This is a genomic window from Nitratireductor sp. StC3, from assembly GCF_003015025.1.
Lineage (GTDB): Bacteria > Pseudomonadota > Alphaproteobacteria > Rhizobiales > Rhizobiaceae > Mangrovimarina > Mangrovimarina alexandrii.
In genome coordinates, this window is the sequence record NZ_PYBP01000002.1 from 137,798 (window position 1) to 153,151 (window position 15,354).

Sequence of the window (15,354 nt, forward strand, 5' to 3'; positions counted from 1 at the left end):
AAGGCGCCTGTTGCCTCCTTCACATGGGATCAGCCCTTGCAAAGCCCTGCTCGCGACGTCGCCATCATCATGGGAAGCCAATCGGACTGGCCGACCATGCGCCATGCCGCCGACACATTGGCAAAGCTCGATATCGGCCACGACGCGCTGATCGTCTCGGCGCACCGCACGCCGGAACGGCTTTACGAATTCGCCCGCACGGCGCGCGACAAGGGCTACCGTGTCATCATCGCCGGCGCCGGCGGCGCGGCCCATCTGCCCGGTATGACGGCATCGATGACGCCGCTGCCGGTTTTTGGCGTACCGATCGAATCCAAGGCGCTTTCGGGCCAGGATTCGCTGCTGTCGATTGTCCAGATGCCGGCCGGCATCCCGGTCGGCACGCTGGCGATCGGTCGCGCCGGCGCCGTCAACGCGGCGCTGCTGGCGGCTGCCGTGCTGGCGCTTGGCGATGCCGACCTCGCGACCAGGCTCGACCATTACCGCGAACGCCAAAGCGAGCAGGTGGCGGCACGTCCCGCCGACGACGCATGACGGCGCCGCTTTGCCCGGGCGCGACCATCGGCATTATCGGGGGCGGCCAACTCGGCCGCATGCTTGCCGGCGCCGCCGCCCGACTGGGTTACAAGACGGTGATCCTCGACCCGCAACCCGACTGCCCGGCCGCACAACTGGCATCAAGCCAGATCGTCGGTGCCTATGACGACCCCACCGCCCTCGCCACCCTCGCCGGCAGCGCCGACGTCGTGACCTACGAGTTCGAAAACGTCCCCGTCGCGGCCGCGAGGTCGCTCGCCGAGCGGCTTGGCGTATTGCCGCCACCCAAGGCACTCGACATCGCCCAGGATCGCCTGACGGAAAAAACCTTTCTCAACGACGCCGGCATATCCACAGCCCGCCATTTCGCTGTGGACAGCGACGCCGACCTCGCCGCCGCGCTCGACGCGCTTGGCGGAAGCGGCGTGCTCAAGACGCGCCGTCTCGGTTATGACGGCAAGGGCCAGCGGGTGCTGCGCGGCCTCGCCGCTGGCGCGTGCCGGGGCGTGGTCGCGGCTATGGGCGACGTTCCTCTGATCCTCGAGGAACTCGTCGATTTCAGTTTTGAATTTTCCGTCATCGCGGCGCGCGCCGCCGACGGAACGGTGCAGGCATACGACCCCGCCCGCAACGAACATCGCGAGGGCATTCTGCGCCGCTCCCTGGTGCCGGCCGGCATCGAGCCGGCAACTCTTGCTGGCGCGCGTGCAAGCACTTTTGCACTTATGGAGGCTCTCGGCTACGTCGGCGTCATCGGCGTCGAGTTCTTTGCGCTCGCCGACGGCGGCTTCCTCGTCAACGAATTTGCGCCGCGCGTTCACAATTCCGGCCACTGGACAGACGCCGCCTGTGCGGTCTCGCAATTCGAACAACACATCCGCGCCGTTGCCGGCCTGCCGCTCGGCGATCCCCGGCGCCATTCAAACGCGGTGATGGAAAACCTGATCGGAGCCGAGATCGACGAGGCTGCCGACCTCATGCGCCAGCCGGACACGGTATTGACGCTCTACGGCAAGGCCGAAACGCGGCCCGGCCGCAAGATGGGCCATGTCACGCGGATCGCGCCGCTTTCGGCGAAAGGTTGACACCCCGCCGCCGGATCGTTTAAGGACCGCGCGAGCTTACGGCGCGCCTCCCCGGCGCGCCTTTCACGTTGGGCCCTTTCGGGTCGGCATGACGGACCGGAACAATGAAGATCAAGAATTCGCTTAAGGCGTTGAAATCCCGTCACCGCGACAACCGGATGGTTCGCCGCAAGGGCCGGATTTACATCATCAACAAGGCCAATCCGCGCTTCAAGGCCCGCCAGGGCTGAAGCTGGAAATCGCACCGAAAGGCGCGAGCCGGCTTTCCCACGACTGCCGATCGCACCATGCCGACTCGGCATGCGGCGCGCCGAGCATCGATCACGGTTTTTTCAGTTTGACGTTCCGCGGACGGGGACTAGATTCCCGGCCATGCGGAGCGTTTTGCGATTCTCTAGATTAGTTTCTTGCGTCCTGGGCATTGCGCTCCTGTCCGTCGGTGCGGCCGTGGCTGCTGAGCCCGCGGCGCGTGAGGAAGCCGAAACTTCACGCCTGGACACGCTGTTCATGGACCTGAAGCGCGAACGCAACGAAAAGGCGGCCGAACGCATCGCCCAGCGCATCTGGGACGAATGGATGAAATCAGGCAGCGCCACGATCGACCTCCTGCTGCAATGGTCGAGTGAGGCGACGCGCAAGAAGGAATTCGCCGTCGCGCTCGATTTCCTCGACCAGATCGTCATGCTCGAGCCCGACTACGCCGAAGGCTGGAACCGGCGCGCGACCGTCCATTACATGATGGACAGCTATTCCAAGTCCATGGCCGACATCGAACGCACGCTCAATCTGGAGCCGCGCCATTTCGGCGCCCTGTCCGGCATGGGCGCGATCCTCAAGGCGACCGGGCGCAAGGAACTGGCCTTACGCGCCTATGAACGCGTGCTGGCGATCTACCCGATGATGCGCAACGCCCAGAACGAGGTCGTTACCTTGACCGAAGAGCTGGCTGGCGAAGGCATTTGAGCGAAACCCGATCTCACACGGTCTCAACGACAGTCCGTCCGATCCACGTCACCGGCAAGCCACTCCCGCGATGAATCTCGTCTACGCATTCTGCGCTTTCCTGCTTGCCCTGATCCTGGTCGCCGCCGGCGTCACCCGCGTCGGCGTATGGATGGCGGAGAGAAAAAACCCGCCATCGGGAAGCTTCGCCACCGTCAACGACACCCGCATGCATTTCGTGCGCGTGCCGGCGGCCGCCGACGCGCCGCTTCCCCCGATCGTCTTCATCCACGGCGCCAGCGGCAATCTGCGCGATGCGATGCTGCCGCTGCGCAAAACCCTGGAAGGGCGCGCCGACATGCTGTTCGTCGACCGTCCCGGTCACGGATGGTCGGCGCGCGGCCCGGCCGACAACGCCACGCCGGCCGGCCAGGCAAAAACCATCGCCGCGTTGATGGATCATCTCGAGATTGGCCCGGCAATCGTGGTCGGTCATTCCTTCGGCGGTGCCATTGCCGCCACCTTCGCCCTCGATCACCCGCAAAAGACCGCCGGCCTGGTTTTCCTGGCGGCCGTATCGCACCCGTGGCCGGGCGCCGGCACCGCCTGGTATTATGAACTGACCGCCACCCCGCTGATCGGACGATTGTTTTCCGAAACGCTCGCGCTTCCGGGCGGCGCCCTGCGCATGGCGGCCGCGACCGCCTGCGTCTTCGCCCCCAACCGCCTTCCGGAGGGTTATGCCCAAGAGGCCGGTATCGGGCTTGTTTTGCGGCCCGGAACCTTTCGCGCCAATGCGCAGGACGTCACCGGCCTCTACGACTATGTCACCCAGGTGGCCCCCCGCTACGGTGAAATCGACACCCCGACCGTGGTGATCTCGGGCAGGCGCGACACCGTGGTCTACGAGGAGATCCATTCGACCGGGCTTGCGCGCGACATTCCCGGCGCGCGCGCGGTATGGATCGACAATCTCGGCCACAAGCCGGACTGGACCGCGCCCGATCTCACCGTGGCGGCGATCGAAACGGTCGCCGGCCTCGACCGTGATCTTGCCGCCGCCGCGCGCGAGGTCGAAGTCCGGATCGCCGACGATGCGTTCGGTCCGATCGAGAATTGCCCCGACGAGAAGCCGCCTTTAAACGCTGCATCCCGGTAGCACGCGAACCGCCTTGCCCCGTGCGGGTCAGATGCCGCTCAGCCCGTCCGAGCCAATATAGGCGATCCTGAGCATGTTGGTGGCGCCAGGCGTCCTGAGCGGCACGCCCGCCGTCACGATGATACGGTCGCCGGGGCGGCAGAAGCCTTCGGAAAAGGCGATACGGCAAGCCCGATCGACCATATCGTCGAGATCGGTCGCATCCGGCGTGACCACGCAGTGCGTGCCCCACACGAGCGACAGGCGACGCGCCGTCTCAACCACCGGCGACAAGGCGATGATCGGCACTTGCGGCCGCTCGCGCGCCGCGCGCAGACCCGTCGTACCCGATGAGGTGTAGCACACGATCGCCGACAGCTTCAGCGTCTCGGCGATCTGGCGCGCGGCCAGCGAGATCGCATCCGCGCCGGTCGCTTCAGGCTCGGCGCGCTGGGCATGGACGATGCCGGCATAGGTCGGATCCTTTTCGACCTGCTCGGCGATCGCGTTCATCATCCCCACCGCCTCGACCGGATAGTCGCCGGCCGCCGATTCGGCCGACAGCATGATGGCGTCCGCGCCCTCGAAAACCGCAGTGGCAACGTCCGACACCTCCGCCCGGGTCGGCGCCGGGGCGGAGATCATCGATTCCAGCATCTGCGTGGCGACCACCACCGGCTTGCCGGCGCGCCGCGCGGCGCGGGTAAGCTGTTTCTGGATGCCCGGAACGGCCTCGATCGGCATTTCCACCCCGAGATCGCCGCGCGCCACCATCAACGCGTCCGAAAGCTCGATGATTTCGGCAAGCCGCGCCACCGCCTGGGGTTTTTCGATCTTCGACATCAGCGCCGCGCGTCCCCGCGCCACCTTGCGCACCTCGGCGAGATCCTCGGGCCGCTGGATGAAGGACAGCGCGATCCAGTCGACGCCCGCCTGCAGCACCGCGTCGAGGTCGCGGCGATCCTTGTCGGTCAGCGCCCCGACGGGCAGGTCGGTGTCGGGCAGGCTCACGCCCTTGCGATCGGATATTGTCGTGCCCGCGACAACTTCGGCCTCGATCGCGGTTCCCGTCGTCCCGACGGCCTTGAGCTGCAACCGGCCGTCATCGATCAGCAGCCGGTCGCCCTTCTTGACCGAACGCAGGATTTCGGGATGCGGCAACTCGACACGGCTCGAATCGCCCGGTTCCGGATTGTCGTCGAAGGTGAAGGTCTGGCCGACCTCCAGTTCGACCGCGCCGTCGGCGAACTTGCCGACCCGCAATTTCGGTCCCTGCAGATCCGCCAGAATGCCGATCGGCCGACCGACGGCCTTTTCGACCTTGCGGATACGCTCGACAAGCGTACGCATCAGCGGATGGTCGGCATGGCTCATATTGATGCGGAAGACGTCCGCGCCGGCTTCGTAGAGCCTGCGGATCATGGCCTCCTCGGACGAGGCCGGCCCGAGTGTCGCCAGGATCCGGACCTTGCGGCTGCGTTTCATTGATTTCCCGTTCCCGTGACGGCGGCGGTCCCGTCGGTTGCCGGCTCGTCCGTGAGCTGGACCATCCAGCTCGCCTGCTGACCGGTATCATATTCCTGGAACCCGGCTCGCTGGAAGCCGCGCGGGATGCAGTCGCGCACGCCGACGATTTTGAATTCCTTGTCGGCGATGCACATGTTGATCGGCCCGTCCCAGCGTCCGCCCCGTTCGGCATCTTCCGCATAAAGATAATAGTAGCGTGACGACAGCCGTCCCTCGATCAAGGTTTTGCAGGTCGAGCCCTCGATATGCCACCACCCCTCGGTAATCCAGCCCGCGCTGGCGCGATAGCCGATGGCCACGCCGACGAGGTTCTGCGTGGCGTTGCAAACGCGGAAATCGGCCCTCGCCGATTGCGTGGTGCCTGCGAGAACGAGGAAAACCAGAACGGGAAGCGACACGCCGACGCAGCGGACTGCAGATCGAACGCCTGCAAAATCCATAACGCTGTCCCTCACCCGTGAACGAAACATGGTCCGTTCCTCCTTTTCGGAAAACTGCAGGCCCGTGTCAACGCGGCCTCGCCGCCATTGCCCGACCCGTGGCGGCACGATCGCCTTTGGCATCTGCCACAACAGTGTCGAAACAACGGCATTGCCATCCGCCATCGGTCGTGAAAGGACATGCACCGCCTCTTCCATTCGGTCAATCGGACAGGTTCCCGCTTTTCGGTTTGCTACGCTTATGACCCGCACCGCCCTCTTTTCACCCGTCGAGATCGTGGACGGCGCCCGCGAGCGCGGTATCGTCCTGATCGGCGACCATGCCCGCAACGCCGTGCCTGACGAATACGGCGATCTCGGTATTCCGGCCGCCGAGTTCGACCGCCACATCGCCTACGATATCGGCGTGGAATGGGTGGTGCGGCGCCTTGCCGCCCTGATCGGCGCTCCGGCCGTTCTGGCCGGCTTCTCGCGGCTGCTGATCGACCCCAATCGCGGCGAGGACGACCCGACACTGATTCGCCAGCTCTATGACGGCACGGTCGTAAGCGGCAACTATCCGATCACCGCACATGAACGCGAGCGCCGGCTCGACCGGTTCTACCGTCCCTACCACGACGCCGTCGCGGCCATGACCGCCTCGGTCGCCGCGGCGAGCCGGCGCGCGCCCTTCATCGTTTCGATCCACTCCTTCACCCCCGCCATGCAGGGTCGGCGCCGGCCCTGGCATGTCGGCATTCTGTGGGACAGCGACGACCGCGCGGTGAAGCCGGTGCTGGAGGCGCTGCGCGCAGATCCCGACCTCGTGGTGGGCGACAACGAACCCTATGACGGCGCGTTGCGCGGCGACACGATGTTCCGCCATGCCACCGTCAACGGCTACCCGCATCTATTGATCGAGCTGCGCCAGGACCTGATCGCGACCGAAGCCGGCGCAACGCGCTGGGCCCAGCGGCTGGCACCGATCCTTGACGCGGTCGACCGCCGGGACGATATGCATCGGGTGGAGCAGTTCGGTTCGCGAACCGGCCCGGTCTGACAGGGAGCGATCGCATGACGAAATTGACGCCAGAACAGCAGCGCGACTTCGAGGCTGCCGCATTCCGCGCCTTGCGCGATCATCTGCGGGCGCGGCCCGACGTACAGAATATCGACCTGATGAACCTGGCCGGCTTTTGCCGCAACTGCCTGTCCAACTGGTACCGCGACGCGGCCGAGGCCGAAGGCGTCACGCTGTCGAAGGAGGACGCACGCGAGATCGTCTACGGCATGCCCTACGAGGAATGGCGCGCAAGGCACCAGACCGAGGCCTCAGCCGACCAGAAGGCCGCTTTCGAGAAAAGCCATCCGCGGCACGATTAGAGATCGAGCACCAGGCGCGGCAGGAACCGGCCGGGGATAGAGCCGGAGGGCGACTGGCCATCGTCCCGCGCGCCGTATTTGCGGTAAAAGGCCACCGCATCGGGGTCGGCCTCGATGATCATGCGCCGGGCGCCGCCTTGCCGGCACGCCGCCACCGCCCATGTGAACAGCATGCCTCCCACACCGCAGCCCATCGCCTCGGGAGCGACAAACAGTTTTTCCAGATCCGCCTCGTCATCGGCAAGCGCGATCTCGGCAACGCCGACGATCGCGCCGTCGCGCAGGGCAACCTGCAGCCGGGCCCGGTCGAGTTCGGGCTCCGTCAACGTGAGTTCCTCGCGGCAGGCCTCCATGAACGCCCGGTCATAACCCCAATGGGCCTTGGATTGCAGGCACACGGCCGTCAGCAAGCCGGCTTCGCCCGGTCGCGGCGGCCGCAATGTCACGGCAGAGGCCGTCCCGCGCACCGGCCCTACCCTTGCTCGACCGTCTCGCGCAGCATCTCCAGTTCCAGCCATTCCTCCTCCATGGCGGCCAGTTCCATCTTCTTATCGTCGAGCTTTGCGGCAATCTTCGCAAATCCTTCCGGATCGCGCACGTAAAACTCCGGATCGGCGAGCCGGACTTCCAGTTTTTCGATCTCGCCTTCAGCCTGATCGATCTTGCCCGGCAAGGTCTCGAGCGCGAATTTTTGCTTGTAGGACAGTTTCCGGGCCGGCTGTCTGGCCGGTTGCGGTCGCGCGGCCGATGACGACAGGGCGCCGTCCGGCTTGGCCCCGCCTTTCTTGTCGCCGCCGCCAAGCGCAAAGCGCGCGCTGCCGCGCTGGGCAAGCATGTCGCTATAGCCTCCGGCATAGTCGACCCAACGGCCGCCTCCCTCCGGGGCGATCGTGCTGGTCACCGTGCGGTCGAGGAAGTCGCGATCGTGGGAGACCAGGATCACCGTGCCGGAAAAGCCGGCGACGAGTTCCTGCAACAGGTCGAGCGTTTCCATGTCGAGATCATTGGTGGGCTCGTCGAGCACCAGAAGATTGGCCGGCCGCGCCAGAAGCCGGGCCAGGATCAGCCGCGCCTTCTCGCCGCCCGACAATTCCCGTACCGGCGTACGCGCCTGCTCCGGCTTGAACAGGAAATCCTTCATATAGGAGACGACGTGGCGTTCCTCGCCATTGACGGAGACCGTCTCGCCGCGGCCATCGGTCAGGAAATGCGCCAGGGTCTCGTCAGGGTCGAGTGCGTCTCGCCGCTGGTCGAGCGTGGCGATCTCAAGGTTCACGCCGAGCCGAACCGTGCCGCTGTCCGGCTCAAGCGCGCCGATAAGCATTTTCAAAAGCGTGGTCTTGCCGGCTCCGTTCGGGCCGACAAGACCGACCCGGTCGCCGCGCTGGATACGGATCGAGAAATTGTCGACCACCGGCGGACCGTCGAAGCGTTTGGCGATCGCCTTGGCCTCGATGACGAGCTTGCCCGAGTCCGTCGCGTCGCTTGCCACCAGTTTCGCCGCGCCCTCCGCGCCGCGATGATTGCGAAACCGCTCGCGCAGCGTGGTCAATTCGCCGAGACGGCGCACATTGCGCTTGCGCCGCGCGGTCACCCCATAGCGCAGCCAGTGCTCCTCGCGCGCGATCTGGCGGCCGAGTTTGTGCTGTTCGCGCTCCTCTTCCTCCAGAAGCGTGTCGCGCCAGGCCTCGAAATGGGCGAACCCCTTGTCGAGACGCCGCGCCACGCCACGGTCGAGCCACACCGTCGCGCGTGTCACGGTCTCCAGGAACCGCCGGTCGTGCGAGATCACCACCACGGCGGAGGCGGTACGCGAAAGCTCGTCCTCCAGCCATTCGATCGTCGAAAGGTCAAGATGGTTGGTCGGCTCGTCGAGCAGCAGGATGTCCGGTGCGGGCGCGAGAACCCGGGCAAGCGCGGCCCGGCGCGCCTCGCCGCCCGAAAGCAGCTGCGGATCCGCGCCGGCCTCGAGCCCCAGGCTTTCGATCAGATAAGCCGCGCGATACGGATCGTCCGCCGGGCCGAGCCCAGCCTCGACATAGTCCTCGACAGTGGAAAACCCTTCGAAATCCGGCGCCTGCGGCAGATAGCGAACCGTCACGGCGGGGTGACGAAACACCTCGCCATCCTGCGGTTCGACCAGCCCGGCCGCGATCTTCAGCAAGGTCGACTTGCCCGAACCGTTGCGCCCGACAAGAGCGATCTTTTCGCCCGGCGCGACCGAAAGCGTTACCTCATCGAGCAGCGGCGTGCCGCCGAAGGTGAGCCGGATGGCGTCGAGGCGCAGAAGCGGTGGAGCCATGGTCGGTCAGCCCGCCTTTTTCGGTTGCGGATGGGCAAGCAGCACGGCGCGGCCCGTCTCGAGGGAAAGGTGCAGCGGACCGGCCACTTCGTTCGACAGGGTGAGCGAGGATCCGAAAGCGATCTCGACATTGTCGAGCGGCCATTTCGCGCCCTTGACGCTCAGGCCCGACAGTGCCGAAAAGGCAAGAATGCTGAACAGCGTGCCCGGCGCATAGTCGTATCCTGCCTCCGTCCCGGCCAGGAGCGGATGGCCCTCCTCCACGCCGCTTGAAAGCATGGTCGCCACACCGCGTTCGGCCAGTCTGATCGCCACAGACATATGCAAAAAGGCGTGGTCGGCGCGCGGACCGCCGAACGCGCCCACCAGAACGAGCCCGCTCGCCCCCCTGGCCAAGGCCGCGTCGATGGCGAGTTCGCCGTCGGTCTGGTCCTTGTCCGGCGGAAAGACCTCGCGCGCGACCGCGCCGTGGCGGGCGATCTCGGATTGCGAGACCGAATCGAAATCGCCGACCCACAATTCCGGCGCGATCCCGAGCGAGGCCGCGTGGCGCATGCCGGAATCGGCCGCGATTACCCGCGTGCCGGCGAGCATGGCGTCGAGGCGCGGCGTGCGCACCACGTCGCCGCCGAGAAGAATGGCAAATCTGCTCATGCCGAGCCCAGTATCAAGGACCGGTGCCGAGAGGAAGCCCACCCGGGCCGGCCAGGTCGTTCGCCAGGCCACATTCGACGGCACGGTGTCGTCGACCGGCTTGCATGGGCCCGCGCGACGTCCTATGAAACCGGTGCTCTAACGGGGTGCCACGGCAGCTTTGCCGCGGCTGAGAGGCATTCGGGTCCGTCCCGGCCAACCCGCCGAACCTGATCCGGTTTGTACCGGCGGAGGGATTAGACGCTCCTTGCAAAGCGCCTGATTTCCCTTTCAACACGAACGAGAGGAGCCGCTCATGCGCGCACGGGGACCAACGACGATTTTAACGACCGGCCTGGCGGCCATGCTGCTCGTGCAGCCGGCGGCCGCACAAGACGCCAAGGACAAGGTCACCGTCTACACTTATGACAGCTTCACCGCCGAATGGGGTCCCGGCCCGTTGGTGGAAAAGGCTTTCGAGGCTGAATGCGCCTGCGATCTCGAATTCGTCTCGGTCGCCGATGGCGTTGCGCTTCTCAACCGACTGCGCCTGGAAGGCGATGCCGGCAAGGCCGACATCGTGCTCGGCCTCGACACCAATCTCGTCGTCGACGCCAAGCAGACCGGCCTGTTCGCCCCGCACGGGATCGACACCGGCGACGTCTCGGTTCCCGGCGGCTGGGACGACGAGTTTTTCGTGCCGTATGATTACGGTTACTTCGCCGTCGTCTACGACGGCGAAGCGATCCAGGATCCGCCCGCCAGCCTAAAGGCCCTGGTCGAGGGCGACAGCGAGGACAAGATCGTCATCCAGGACCCGCGTACCTCCACGCCTGGCCTCGGCCTGCTGTTATGGGTGAAATCGGTCTATGGCGAGGACGCCGCCGCCGCCTGGGAAAAACTTGCCGAGCGCGTTCTGACCGTGACGCCGGGCTGGAGCGAGGCCTATGGCTTGTTCACCAGCGGCGAAGCGCCGATGGTATTGTCCTACACGACCTCGCCCGCCTATCACATGATCGCCGAGGACACCGACCGCTACCGGGCGGCGGCGTTCGCGGAAGGCCATTATCTGCAGATCGAGATCGCCGGCCTGACCCAGAAGGGGGCCGAAAACCCGCTCGCGCGCGCGTTTCTTTCCTTCATGACCGGGCCGGCCTTCCAGGATGTGATCCCGGAGACCAACTGGATGTTTCCGGCCGGAAAAACCGATAAACCGCTCGATCCGGCCTTCGACAAGCTGGTTCAGCCGCAAGAAAGCCTGCTGTTCAGCCCCGAGGAGGTCGCCGAAAACCGCGACGCGTGGGTCGATGAGTGGCTGGCCGTCATGAGCCGCTGATGAGCGCCGGCCCTCCGCGGGCCGGCTTCGCCGCGCTCGCCTGCATCGCGCTGCTCGTGGCGGGTGCGGGCGCCGGCCTGCTTTTGGAAGCCATGCGTGCGCCGCAGGCGCTGCTCGCCGCGCCCGATGCCTATCTGCTGCGCATCGTGCGCTTCACGCTGTGGCAAGCCATGGTGTCGACCGTATTGTCGGTCGTGCCGGCGATCTTCGTGGCGCGTGCGCTGGCGAGTCATCCGACCTTTCCCGGGCGGGCGCTGGTGCTGCGGCTGTTTGCACTGCCGCTCGCCCTGCCGCCACTGGTCGCCGCTCTCGGCATTCTCGCGCTGCTCGGCCGGTCGGGCCTGATCGCCGATCTGTATGCCGCGCTGGGCGGCGGCCGCTGGCCGGGCATCTACGGCCTGGCCGGGATCCTGGTCGCCCACACCTTCTTCAACCTGCCGCTCGCCACACGTTTCCTGTTGCAGGCGCTCGACACCGTGCCGGCCGATCAGTGGCGCCTGGCCAGCCAGCTCGGCATGAACGCCCGCGCCCGGTTCCGCTTCGTCGAATGGCCGGCGATCCGTGCCAGCCTCGGCGGCGTCGCCGGCATCGTCTTCATGCTGTGCGTCACCTCCTTCACGATCGTCCTCGTGCTCGGCGGCGGGCCGGCCGCGACCACGCTCGAAGTGGCGATCTACCAGGCGCTGCGCTTCGATTTCGATCCCGCGCGCGCGCTGGTCCTGACCGCGTTGCAACTCGTCCTGACCGGATTTGCCCTCTATTTGCTTTTTCGCCTCGGCGCGGACCTGACCGCCGAGGCCAATCCCTCCGTGTCGGCGCGGCGCTTTTCGGCGCCCGGAACCGGCGAACGCCTTGCCAATCTATGCCTGATCGCGCTCGCCGCCACCTATGTCGCCGCGCCGCTGGCGGCGGTTCTGATCGCCGGGCTGCAGGCCGACTTGCCGCGCCTGGCCGGCGAGGCCGCCGTTCATCGCGCCGCCGCGACCAGCCTCGTCCTGGCGGTCTGCGCGGCAACCTTGTGCCTGATGCTGACCTACGCGCTCGTCAGGACGCGCCACGCGCTGGCGCGCGCGCGCGGGGCACGGCCGGCCTCGCCCGCCGAACGCGCCATGGACCAAGGCGCCAGCCTGGTGCTCGTCGTGCCGCCGATCGTTCTGGGCGCGGGCTGGTTCATCCTGTTGCGCCATTTCGCCGACGCCTTCGCCATTGCGCCGATCATGGTGATCACCGTCAATGCGGTGATGGCGATGCCGTTTGCGCTCAGGGCGCTGCGCCCGGCCCACGATGCGGCGGCCGAGCGCCACGACCGCCTCTGCGCCAGTCTCGGCATCACCGGCTTCACCCGGTTGCGGCTGATCGATTGGCCGGCGCTCAGGCGTCCTTTTCTAACCGCCTTCGCCTTCGCCATGGCCCTGTCGCTCGGCGATCTCGGCGTGATCGCGCTGTTCGGCAGCGACCAGGTGCAGACATTGCCCTATCTGCTGTTCGCGCGGCTCGGCAGTTACCGCACCGCCGACGCGGCCGGCCTCGCGCTGGTGCTGGCAGTCTTGTGTTTTGCTCTGATGCTGCTGGCCGACCAGCGCGGAAGGACCTCGTCATGACCGGCTCCGCCACCGGACCGTCCGCCGACATCGTTCTCGACCGGGTCGGGTTCGCCTATCCCGGCGGTAGCGAGATGATGTTCGATCTGACCGTGCCCGCCGGGCAGGTTTTGGCCCTGATGGGCCCCAGCGGATCGGGCAAATCGACGCTTTTGTCGCTGATTGCCGGCTTCGAGACGCCGCGATCGGGCCGCATCCTGATCGGCGGCCGCGATGTAACGGCATTGTCGCCGGCCGCGCGGCCGGTCACGATGGTGTTTCAGGAAAACAACCTGTTCGCCCATCTCGACGTCGCCGCGAATGTCGGACTCGGTCGCGCGCCCAATCTGCGCCTTACCGCATCCGACCGCGCCGACGTGGCCGCCGCCCTGGCCCTGGTTGGCCTCGCCGGCAAGGAAAAGCGCCTGCCGCGCGAATTGTCGGGCGGCGAACGGCAGCGCGTCGCGCTCGCCCGGGTATTCGTGCGCAATCGCCCGGTGCTGCTGCTCGACGAGCCCTTCGCGTCGCTGGGGCCGGCCCTGCGTCAGGACATGCTGGCCATCGTGGCCGATCTTCAGCAAAAAACCGGCATGACGGTGGTCATGGTAACCCACAATCCCGACGATGCGCGTGCCATCGCACCGCACCTCGCCTTCCTCGAAAATGGACAGGTGGTTGAAACCGGAGCGACGGACCACATGTTTTCTCGGAAAGGCGGCGCCGCGCTGGGCCGATATCTCGGCGACGCACGGTCATAGCCGGCGAATTTCGGCCCCGGTAACGGAAAGTTGCCCGCAAGCCGCCAAAATTGTACGCCACATTTATGGCGTTGCAATAAAAGCGTGCGTGATATCGTTCATCATGGCGCATGGCCAAACAGGTGGCGATCGGACGCGCCGCACCTCGCCAGGCCAGGAAAGGAAACGTTCTGTCCACGACAAGCCAGCCAACCCTTGCGGGGCACGAATCGGTGTTTCCCGCCCGCGTGGCGCGCCGCCTTGCCGGCGTGCTTGCGCTCGCGCTGTGGGTTGGCGCGTGCCAGAGCCTGGACGGCGCCATAAGCGAACAGGCCTTCGTGCCGTCCACCAATCCGGTGACCGTCGACACGGTGACGCGCAACGACCGCATGGTCGAACTGGCGCGCGCCCAGCATCCGCGCATCCTGGCAACCTATGGCGGCGAATATTCCGATCCCAAGCTGGAGCGCATGGTCGCCAAGGTGGTCGGCAGCCTCACTCTGGTGTCCGACAGTCCCGAGCAGACCTACCAGATCACCATCCTGAATTCGCCCAACGTCAATGCCTTCGCCCTGCCCGGAGGGTTCCTTTACGTGACCCGTGGCCTGCTGGCGCTCGCCAATGATTCAGCCGAGCTGGCCGCCGTCATCGCCCACGAGATGGGTCACGTCACCGCCAATCACGGCCTCCAGCGCCAGCAAAAGGAAGCCGAGGAACTGCTGGCATCCAAGGTGGTCAGCGACGTACTCGGCGGCAGCCAGGTGGCCAAGGCCGCGCTGGTGCGCGGCAAGCTGCGCCTGGCGCAATTTTCGCGCAACCAGGAATTGGAGGCGGACAAGATCGGCATCGGCATGATCGCGGAGGCCGGTTACGACCCTTACGCGGCCGCGCGCTTTCTGCAGTCGATGGCCTCTTATGCCGATTTCCGCAGCATAAGCGGCGCCACGGACGCCAGCCTCGACTTCCTCGCCTCGCACCCCAACGCGCCCCAGCGGATCGACCTGGCACGCGGCCATGCGCAGCGCCACGCACAGGCCGGCGCCGACGGCCGCGATCGCGATTCCTTCCTCGACGGGATCGACGGCATGCTGTTCGGCGACACGCCCGAAGAAGGCTTCGTGCGCGGCAACAATTTCCTGCACCCGCGGCTCGGCATCGCCTTCGCCGTTCCCGATGGATTCGTGATCGACAATTCGGCCACCGCCGTCACCGCCGCCGGCCCCGGCGACGTCGCCATCCGTTTCGACGGCGTCGCGCTCAAGCGCAATGTTTCGCTGGAAGACTATCTGCAATCGGGCTGGGTTACCGGCCTCGATCCCAACAGCATTCGCACGACCACAATCAATGGTAGCCAGGCTGCGACCGCGCTGGCGCGCGCCGAGGGCTGGCAGTTCCACATCGCCGTGTTCCGCGCCGGCGGCCAGGCCTACCGACTGCTGACCGCCGCGCCGCAGGCAAGCAACGCGCTCATGCCGACGGCAAACACCGTCGCCGGCAGTTTCCGGATACTCAGTGAGTCCGAACGGCGCAACCTCAAGCCGCTACGCGTGCGCGTGGTGACGGTCAAGCCCGGCGAAACGGCGGGCACGCTGGCCGCGCGCATGAGCGGCGTAGGTCGGGCCTTGGAAATGTTCAGGCTGTTGAACGCCATGCCGCCCGGCGCCGGCGTTTCGGCCGGCGAACGGGTCAAGATCGTCACCGATCGCTGAGCCCTGCCGTACCAGCCCCGGAGCAG

At 66.4% G+C, this 15,354-nt stretch carries 16 protein-coding genes and 1 riboswitch; of the genes, 11 read left to right on the forward strand and 5 right to left on the reverse strand.

Annotated features, from left to right (window positions below; all coding sequences use genetic code 11):
- Positions 1–69 precede the first annotated feature (69 nt).
- From purE to C7T96_RS05125, 5 genes are all read left to right on the forward strand, one after another.
- Positions 70–534 carry a 5-(carboxyamino)imidazole ribonucleotide mutase gene (gene purE / locus C7T96_RS05105; protein ID WP_106570114.1) on the forward strand — a complete coding sequence of 155 codons (465 nt, stop codon included), beginning with the start codon at positions 70–72 and terminating at the stop codon, positions 532–534.
- Positions 531–1,622 (forward strand): 5-(carboxyamino)imidazole ribonucleotide synthase, encoded by a 1,092-nt coding sequence (locus tag C7T96_RS05110; protein ID WP_106570115.1) that lies wholly within the window; start codon positions 531–533, stop codon positions 1,620–1,622. The genes purE and C7T96_RS05110 overlap by 4 nt, the downstream gene beginning before the upstream one ends.
- 104 nt (positions 1,623–1,726) lie before the next feature.
- Entirely contained in the window at positions 1,727–1,852 is a 126-nt protein-coding gene (gene ykgO / locus C7T96_RS05115; protein WP_106570116.1) for a type B 50S ribosomal protein L36, read from the forward strand.
- A gap of 142 nt (positions 1,853–1,994) precedes the next feature.
- A complete protein-coding gene (locus tag C7T96_RS05120; RefSeq protein ID WP_106570117.1) occupies positions 1,995–2,585 on the forward strand; it encodes a hypothetical protein in 591 nt (196 codons plus the stop codon).
- A gap of 70 nt (positions 2,586–2,655) precedes the next feature.
- Positions 2,656–3,723, forward strand: a complete 1,068-nt coding sequence (locus C7T96_RS05125; RefSeq protein WP_106570118.1) for an alpha/beta hydrolase — start codon at positions 2,656–2,658, stop codon at positions 3,721–3,723.
- 27 nt (positions 3,724–3,750) lie between these two features.
- Here the strand turns inward: C7T96_RS05125 and pyk are convergent, their stop codons facing one another.
- The gene (gene pyk / locus C7T96_RS05130) at positions 3,751–5,187 is read right to left on the reverse strand and encodes a pyruvate kinase (protein ID WP_106570119.1); all 1,437 of its coding nucleotides are present in this window, start codon (positions 5,185–5,187) and stop codon (positions 3,751–3,753) included.
- Positions 5,184–5,669 carry a DUF1036 domain-containing protein gene (locus C7T96_RS05135; RefSeq protein WP_106570497.1) on the reverse strand — a complete coding sequence of 162 codons (486 nt, stop codon included), beginning with the start codon at positions 5,667–5,669 and terminating at the stop codon, positions 5,184–5,186. The genes pyk and C7T96_RS05135 overlap by 4 nt, the downstream gene beginning before the upstream one ends.
- Positions 5,670–5,910: 241 nt before the next feature.
- Between C7T96_RS05135 and C7T96_RS05140 the strand changes: the two genes are divergently transcribed.
- Positions 5,911–6,708: an N-formylglutamate amidohydrolase gene (locus tag C7T96_RS05140; protein WP_106570120.1), complete on the forward strand. Its 798-nt coding sequence runs from the start codon at positions 5,911–5,913 to the stop codon at positions 6,706–6,708.
- Between the two features lie 14 nt (positions 6,709–6,722).
- Complete coding sequence (locus C7T96_RS05145; RefSeq protein WP_106570121.1) at positions 6,723–7,031, forward strand: DUF1244 domain-containing protein; 309 nt, start codon at positions 6,723–6,725, stop codon at positions 7,029–7,031.
- Here the strand turns inward: C7T96_RS05145 and C7T96_RS05150 are convergent.
- From C7T96_RS05150 to C7T96_RS05160, 3 genes are read right to left on the reverse strand one after another with little or no spacing between them, the layout of a single operon-like run.
- Positions 7,028–7,477 (reverse strand): GNAT family N-acetyltransferase, encoded by a 450-nt coding sequence (locus C7T96_RS05150; protein ID WP_245414066.1) that lies wholly within the window; start codon positions 7,475–7,477, stop codon positions 7,028–7,030. The two genes, C7T96_RS05145 and C7T96_RS05150, sit on opposite strands and share 4 nt — an antisense overlap.
- 26 nt (positions 7,478–7,503) lie before the next feature.
- Positions 7,504–9,333 carry an ABC-F family ATP-binding cassette domain-containing protein gene (locus tag C7T96_RS05155; protein WP_106570123.1) on the reverse strand — a complete coding sequence of 610 codons (1,830 nt, stop codon included), beginning with the start codon at positions 9,331–9,333 and terminating at the stop codon, positions 7,504–7,506.
- 6 nt (positions 9,334–9,339) lie between these two features.
- Positions 9,340–9,987 (reverse strand): thiamine diphosphokinase, encoded by a 648-nt coding sequence (locus tag C7T96_RS05160; RefSeq protein ID WP_106570124.1) that lies wholly within the window; start codon positions 9,985–9,987, stop codon positions 9,340–9,342.
- Between the two features lie 132 nt (positions 9,988–10,119).
- A riboswitch (TPP riboswitch) is annotated at positions 10,120–10,240 on the forward strand.
- Between the two features lie 90 nt (positions 10,241–10,330).
- On the opposite strand from C7T96_RS05160, the gene thiB reads away from it, so the two are divergent.
- From thiB to C7T96_RS05180, 4 genes are all read left to right on the forward strand, one after another.
- The gene (gene thiB, locus C7T96_RS05165; RefSeq protein WP_238719803.1) at positions 10,331–11,302 is read left to right on the forward strand and encodes a thiamine ABC transporter substrate binding subunit; all 972 of its coding nucleotides are present in this window, start codon (positions 10,331–10,333) and stop codon (positions 11,300–11,302) included.
- Positions 11,302–12,903 carry a thiamine/thiamine pyrophosphate ABC transporter permease gene (gene thiP, locus C7T96_RS05170; protein ID WP_106570498.1) on the forward strand — a complete coding sequence of 534 codons (1,602 nt, stop codon included), beginning with the start codon at positions 11,302–11,304 and terminating at the stop codon, positions 12,901–12,903. The genes thiB and thiP overlap by 1 nt, the downstream gene beginning before the upstream one ends.
- The gene (gene thiQ / locus C7T96_RS05175) at positions 12,900–13,640 is read left to right on the forward strand and encodes a thiamine ABC transporter ATP-binding protein (protein ID WP_106570126.1); all 741 of its coding nucleotides are present in this window, start codon (positions 12,900–12,902) and stop codon (positions 13,638–13,640) included. The genes thiP and thiQ overlap by 4 nt, the downstream gene beginning before the upstream one ends.
- 212 nt (positions 13,641–13,852) lie before the next feature.
- Positions 13,853–15,328, forward strand: a complete 1,476-nt coding sequence (locus C7T96_RS05180) for a M48 family metalloprotease (RefSeq protein ID WP_245414067.1) — start codon at positions 13,853–13,855, stop codon at positions 15,326–15,328.
- The last annotated feature ends 26 nt before the right edge of the window (positions 15,329–15,354 follow it).

What these genes read in the sequence shown, in the direction of transcription:
- purE (WP_106570114.1), top strand. Translation starts at nt 70, where the DNA reads ATGGGAAGCCAATCGGACTGGCCGACCATGCGCCATGCCGCCGACACA.
- C7T96_RS05110 (WP_106570115.1), top strand. Translation starts at nt 531, where the DNA reads ATGACGGCGCCGCTTTGCCCGGGCGCGACCATCGGCATTATCGGGGGC.
- ykgO (WP_106570116.1), top strand. Translation starts at nt 1,727, where the DNA reads ATGAAGATCAAGAATTCGCTTAAGGCGTTGAAATCCCGTCACCGCGAC.
- C7T96_RS05120 (WP_106570117.1), top strand. Translation starts at nt 1,995, where the DNA reads ATGCGGAGCGTTTTGCGATTCTCTAGATTAGTTTCTTGCGTCCTGGGC.
- C7T96_RS05125 (WP_106570118.1), top strand. Translation starts at nt 2,656, where the DNA reads ATGAATCTCGTCTACGCATTCTGCGCTTTCCTGCTTGCCCTGATCCTG.
- pyk (WP_106570119.1), bottom strand. Translation starts at nt 5,187, where the DNA reads ATGAAACGCAGCCGCAAGGTCCGGATCCTGGCGACACTCGGGCCGGCC.
- C7T96_RS05135 (WP_106570497.1), bottom strand. Translation starts at nt 5,669, where the DNA reads ATGGATTTTGCAGGCGTTCGATCTGCAGTCCGCTGCGTCGGCGTGTCG.
- C7T96_RS05140 (WP_106570120.1), top strand. Translation starts at nt 5,911, where the DNA reads ATGACCCGCACCGCCCTCTTTTCACCCGTCGAGATCGTGGACGGCGCC.
- C7T96_RS05145 (WP_106570121.1), top strand. Translation starts at nt 6,723, where the DNA reads ATGACGAAATTGACGCCAGAACAGCAGCGCGACTTCGAGGCTGCCGCA.
- C7T96_RS05155 (WP_106570123.1), bottom strand. Translation starts at nt 9,333, where the DNA reads ATGGCTCCACCGCTTCTGCGCCTCGACGCCATCCGGCTCACCTTCGGC.
- C7T96_RS05160 (WP_106570124.1), bottom strand. Translation starts at nt 9,987, where the DNA reads ATGAGCAGATTTGCCATTCTTCTCGGCGGCGACGTGGTGCGCACGCCG.
- thiB (WP_238719803.1), top strand. Translation starts at nt 10,331, where the DNA reads ATGCTGCTCGTGCAGCCGGCGGCCGCACAAGACGCCAAGGACAAGGTC.
- thiP (WP_106570498.1), top strand. Translation starts at nt 11,302, where the DNA reads ATGAGCGCCGGCCCTCCGCGGGCCGGCTTCGCCGCGCTCGCCTGCATC.
- thiQ (WP_106570126.1), top strand. Translation starts at nt 12,900, where the DNA reads ATGACCGGCTCCGCCACCGGACCGTCCGCCGACATCGTTCTCGACCGG.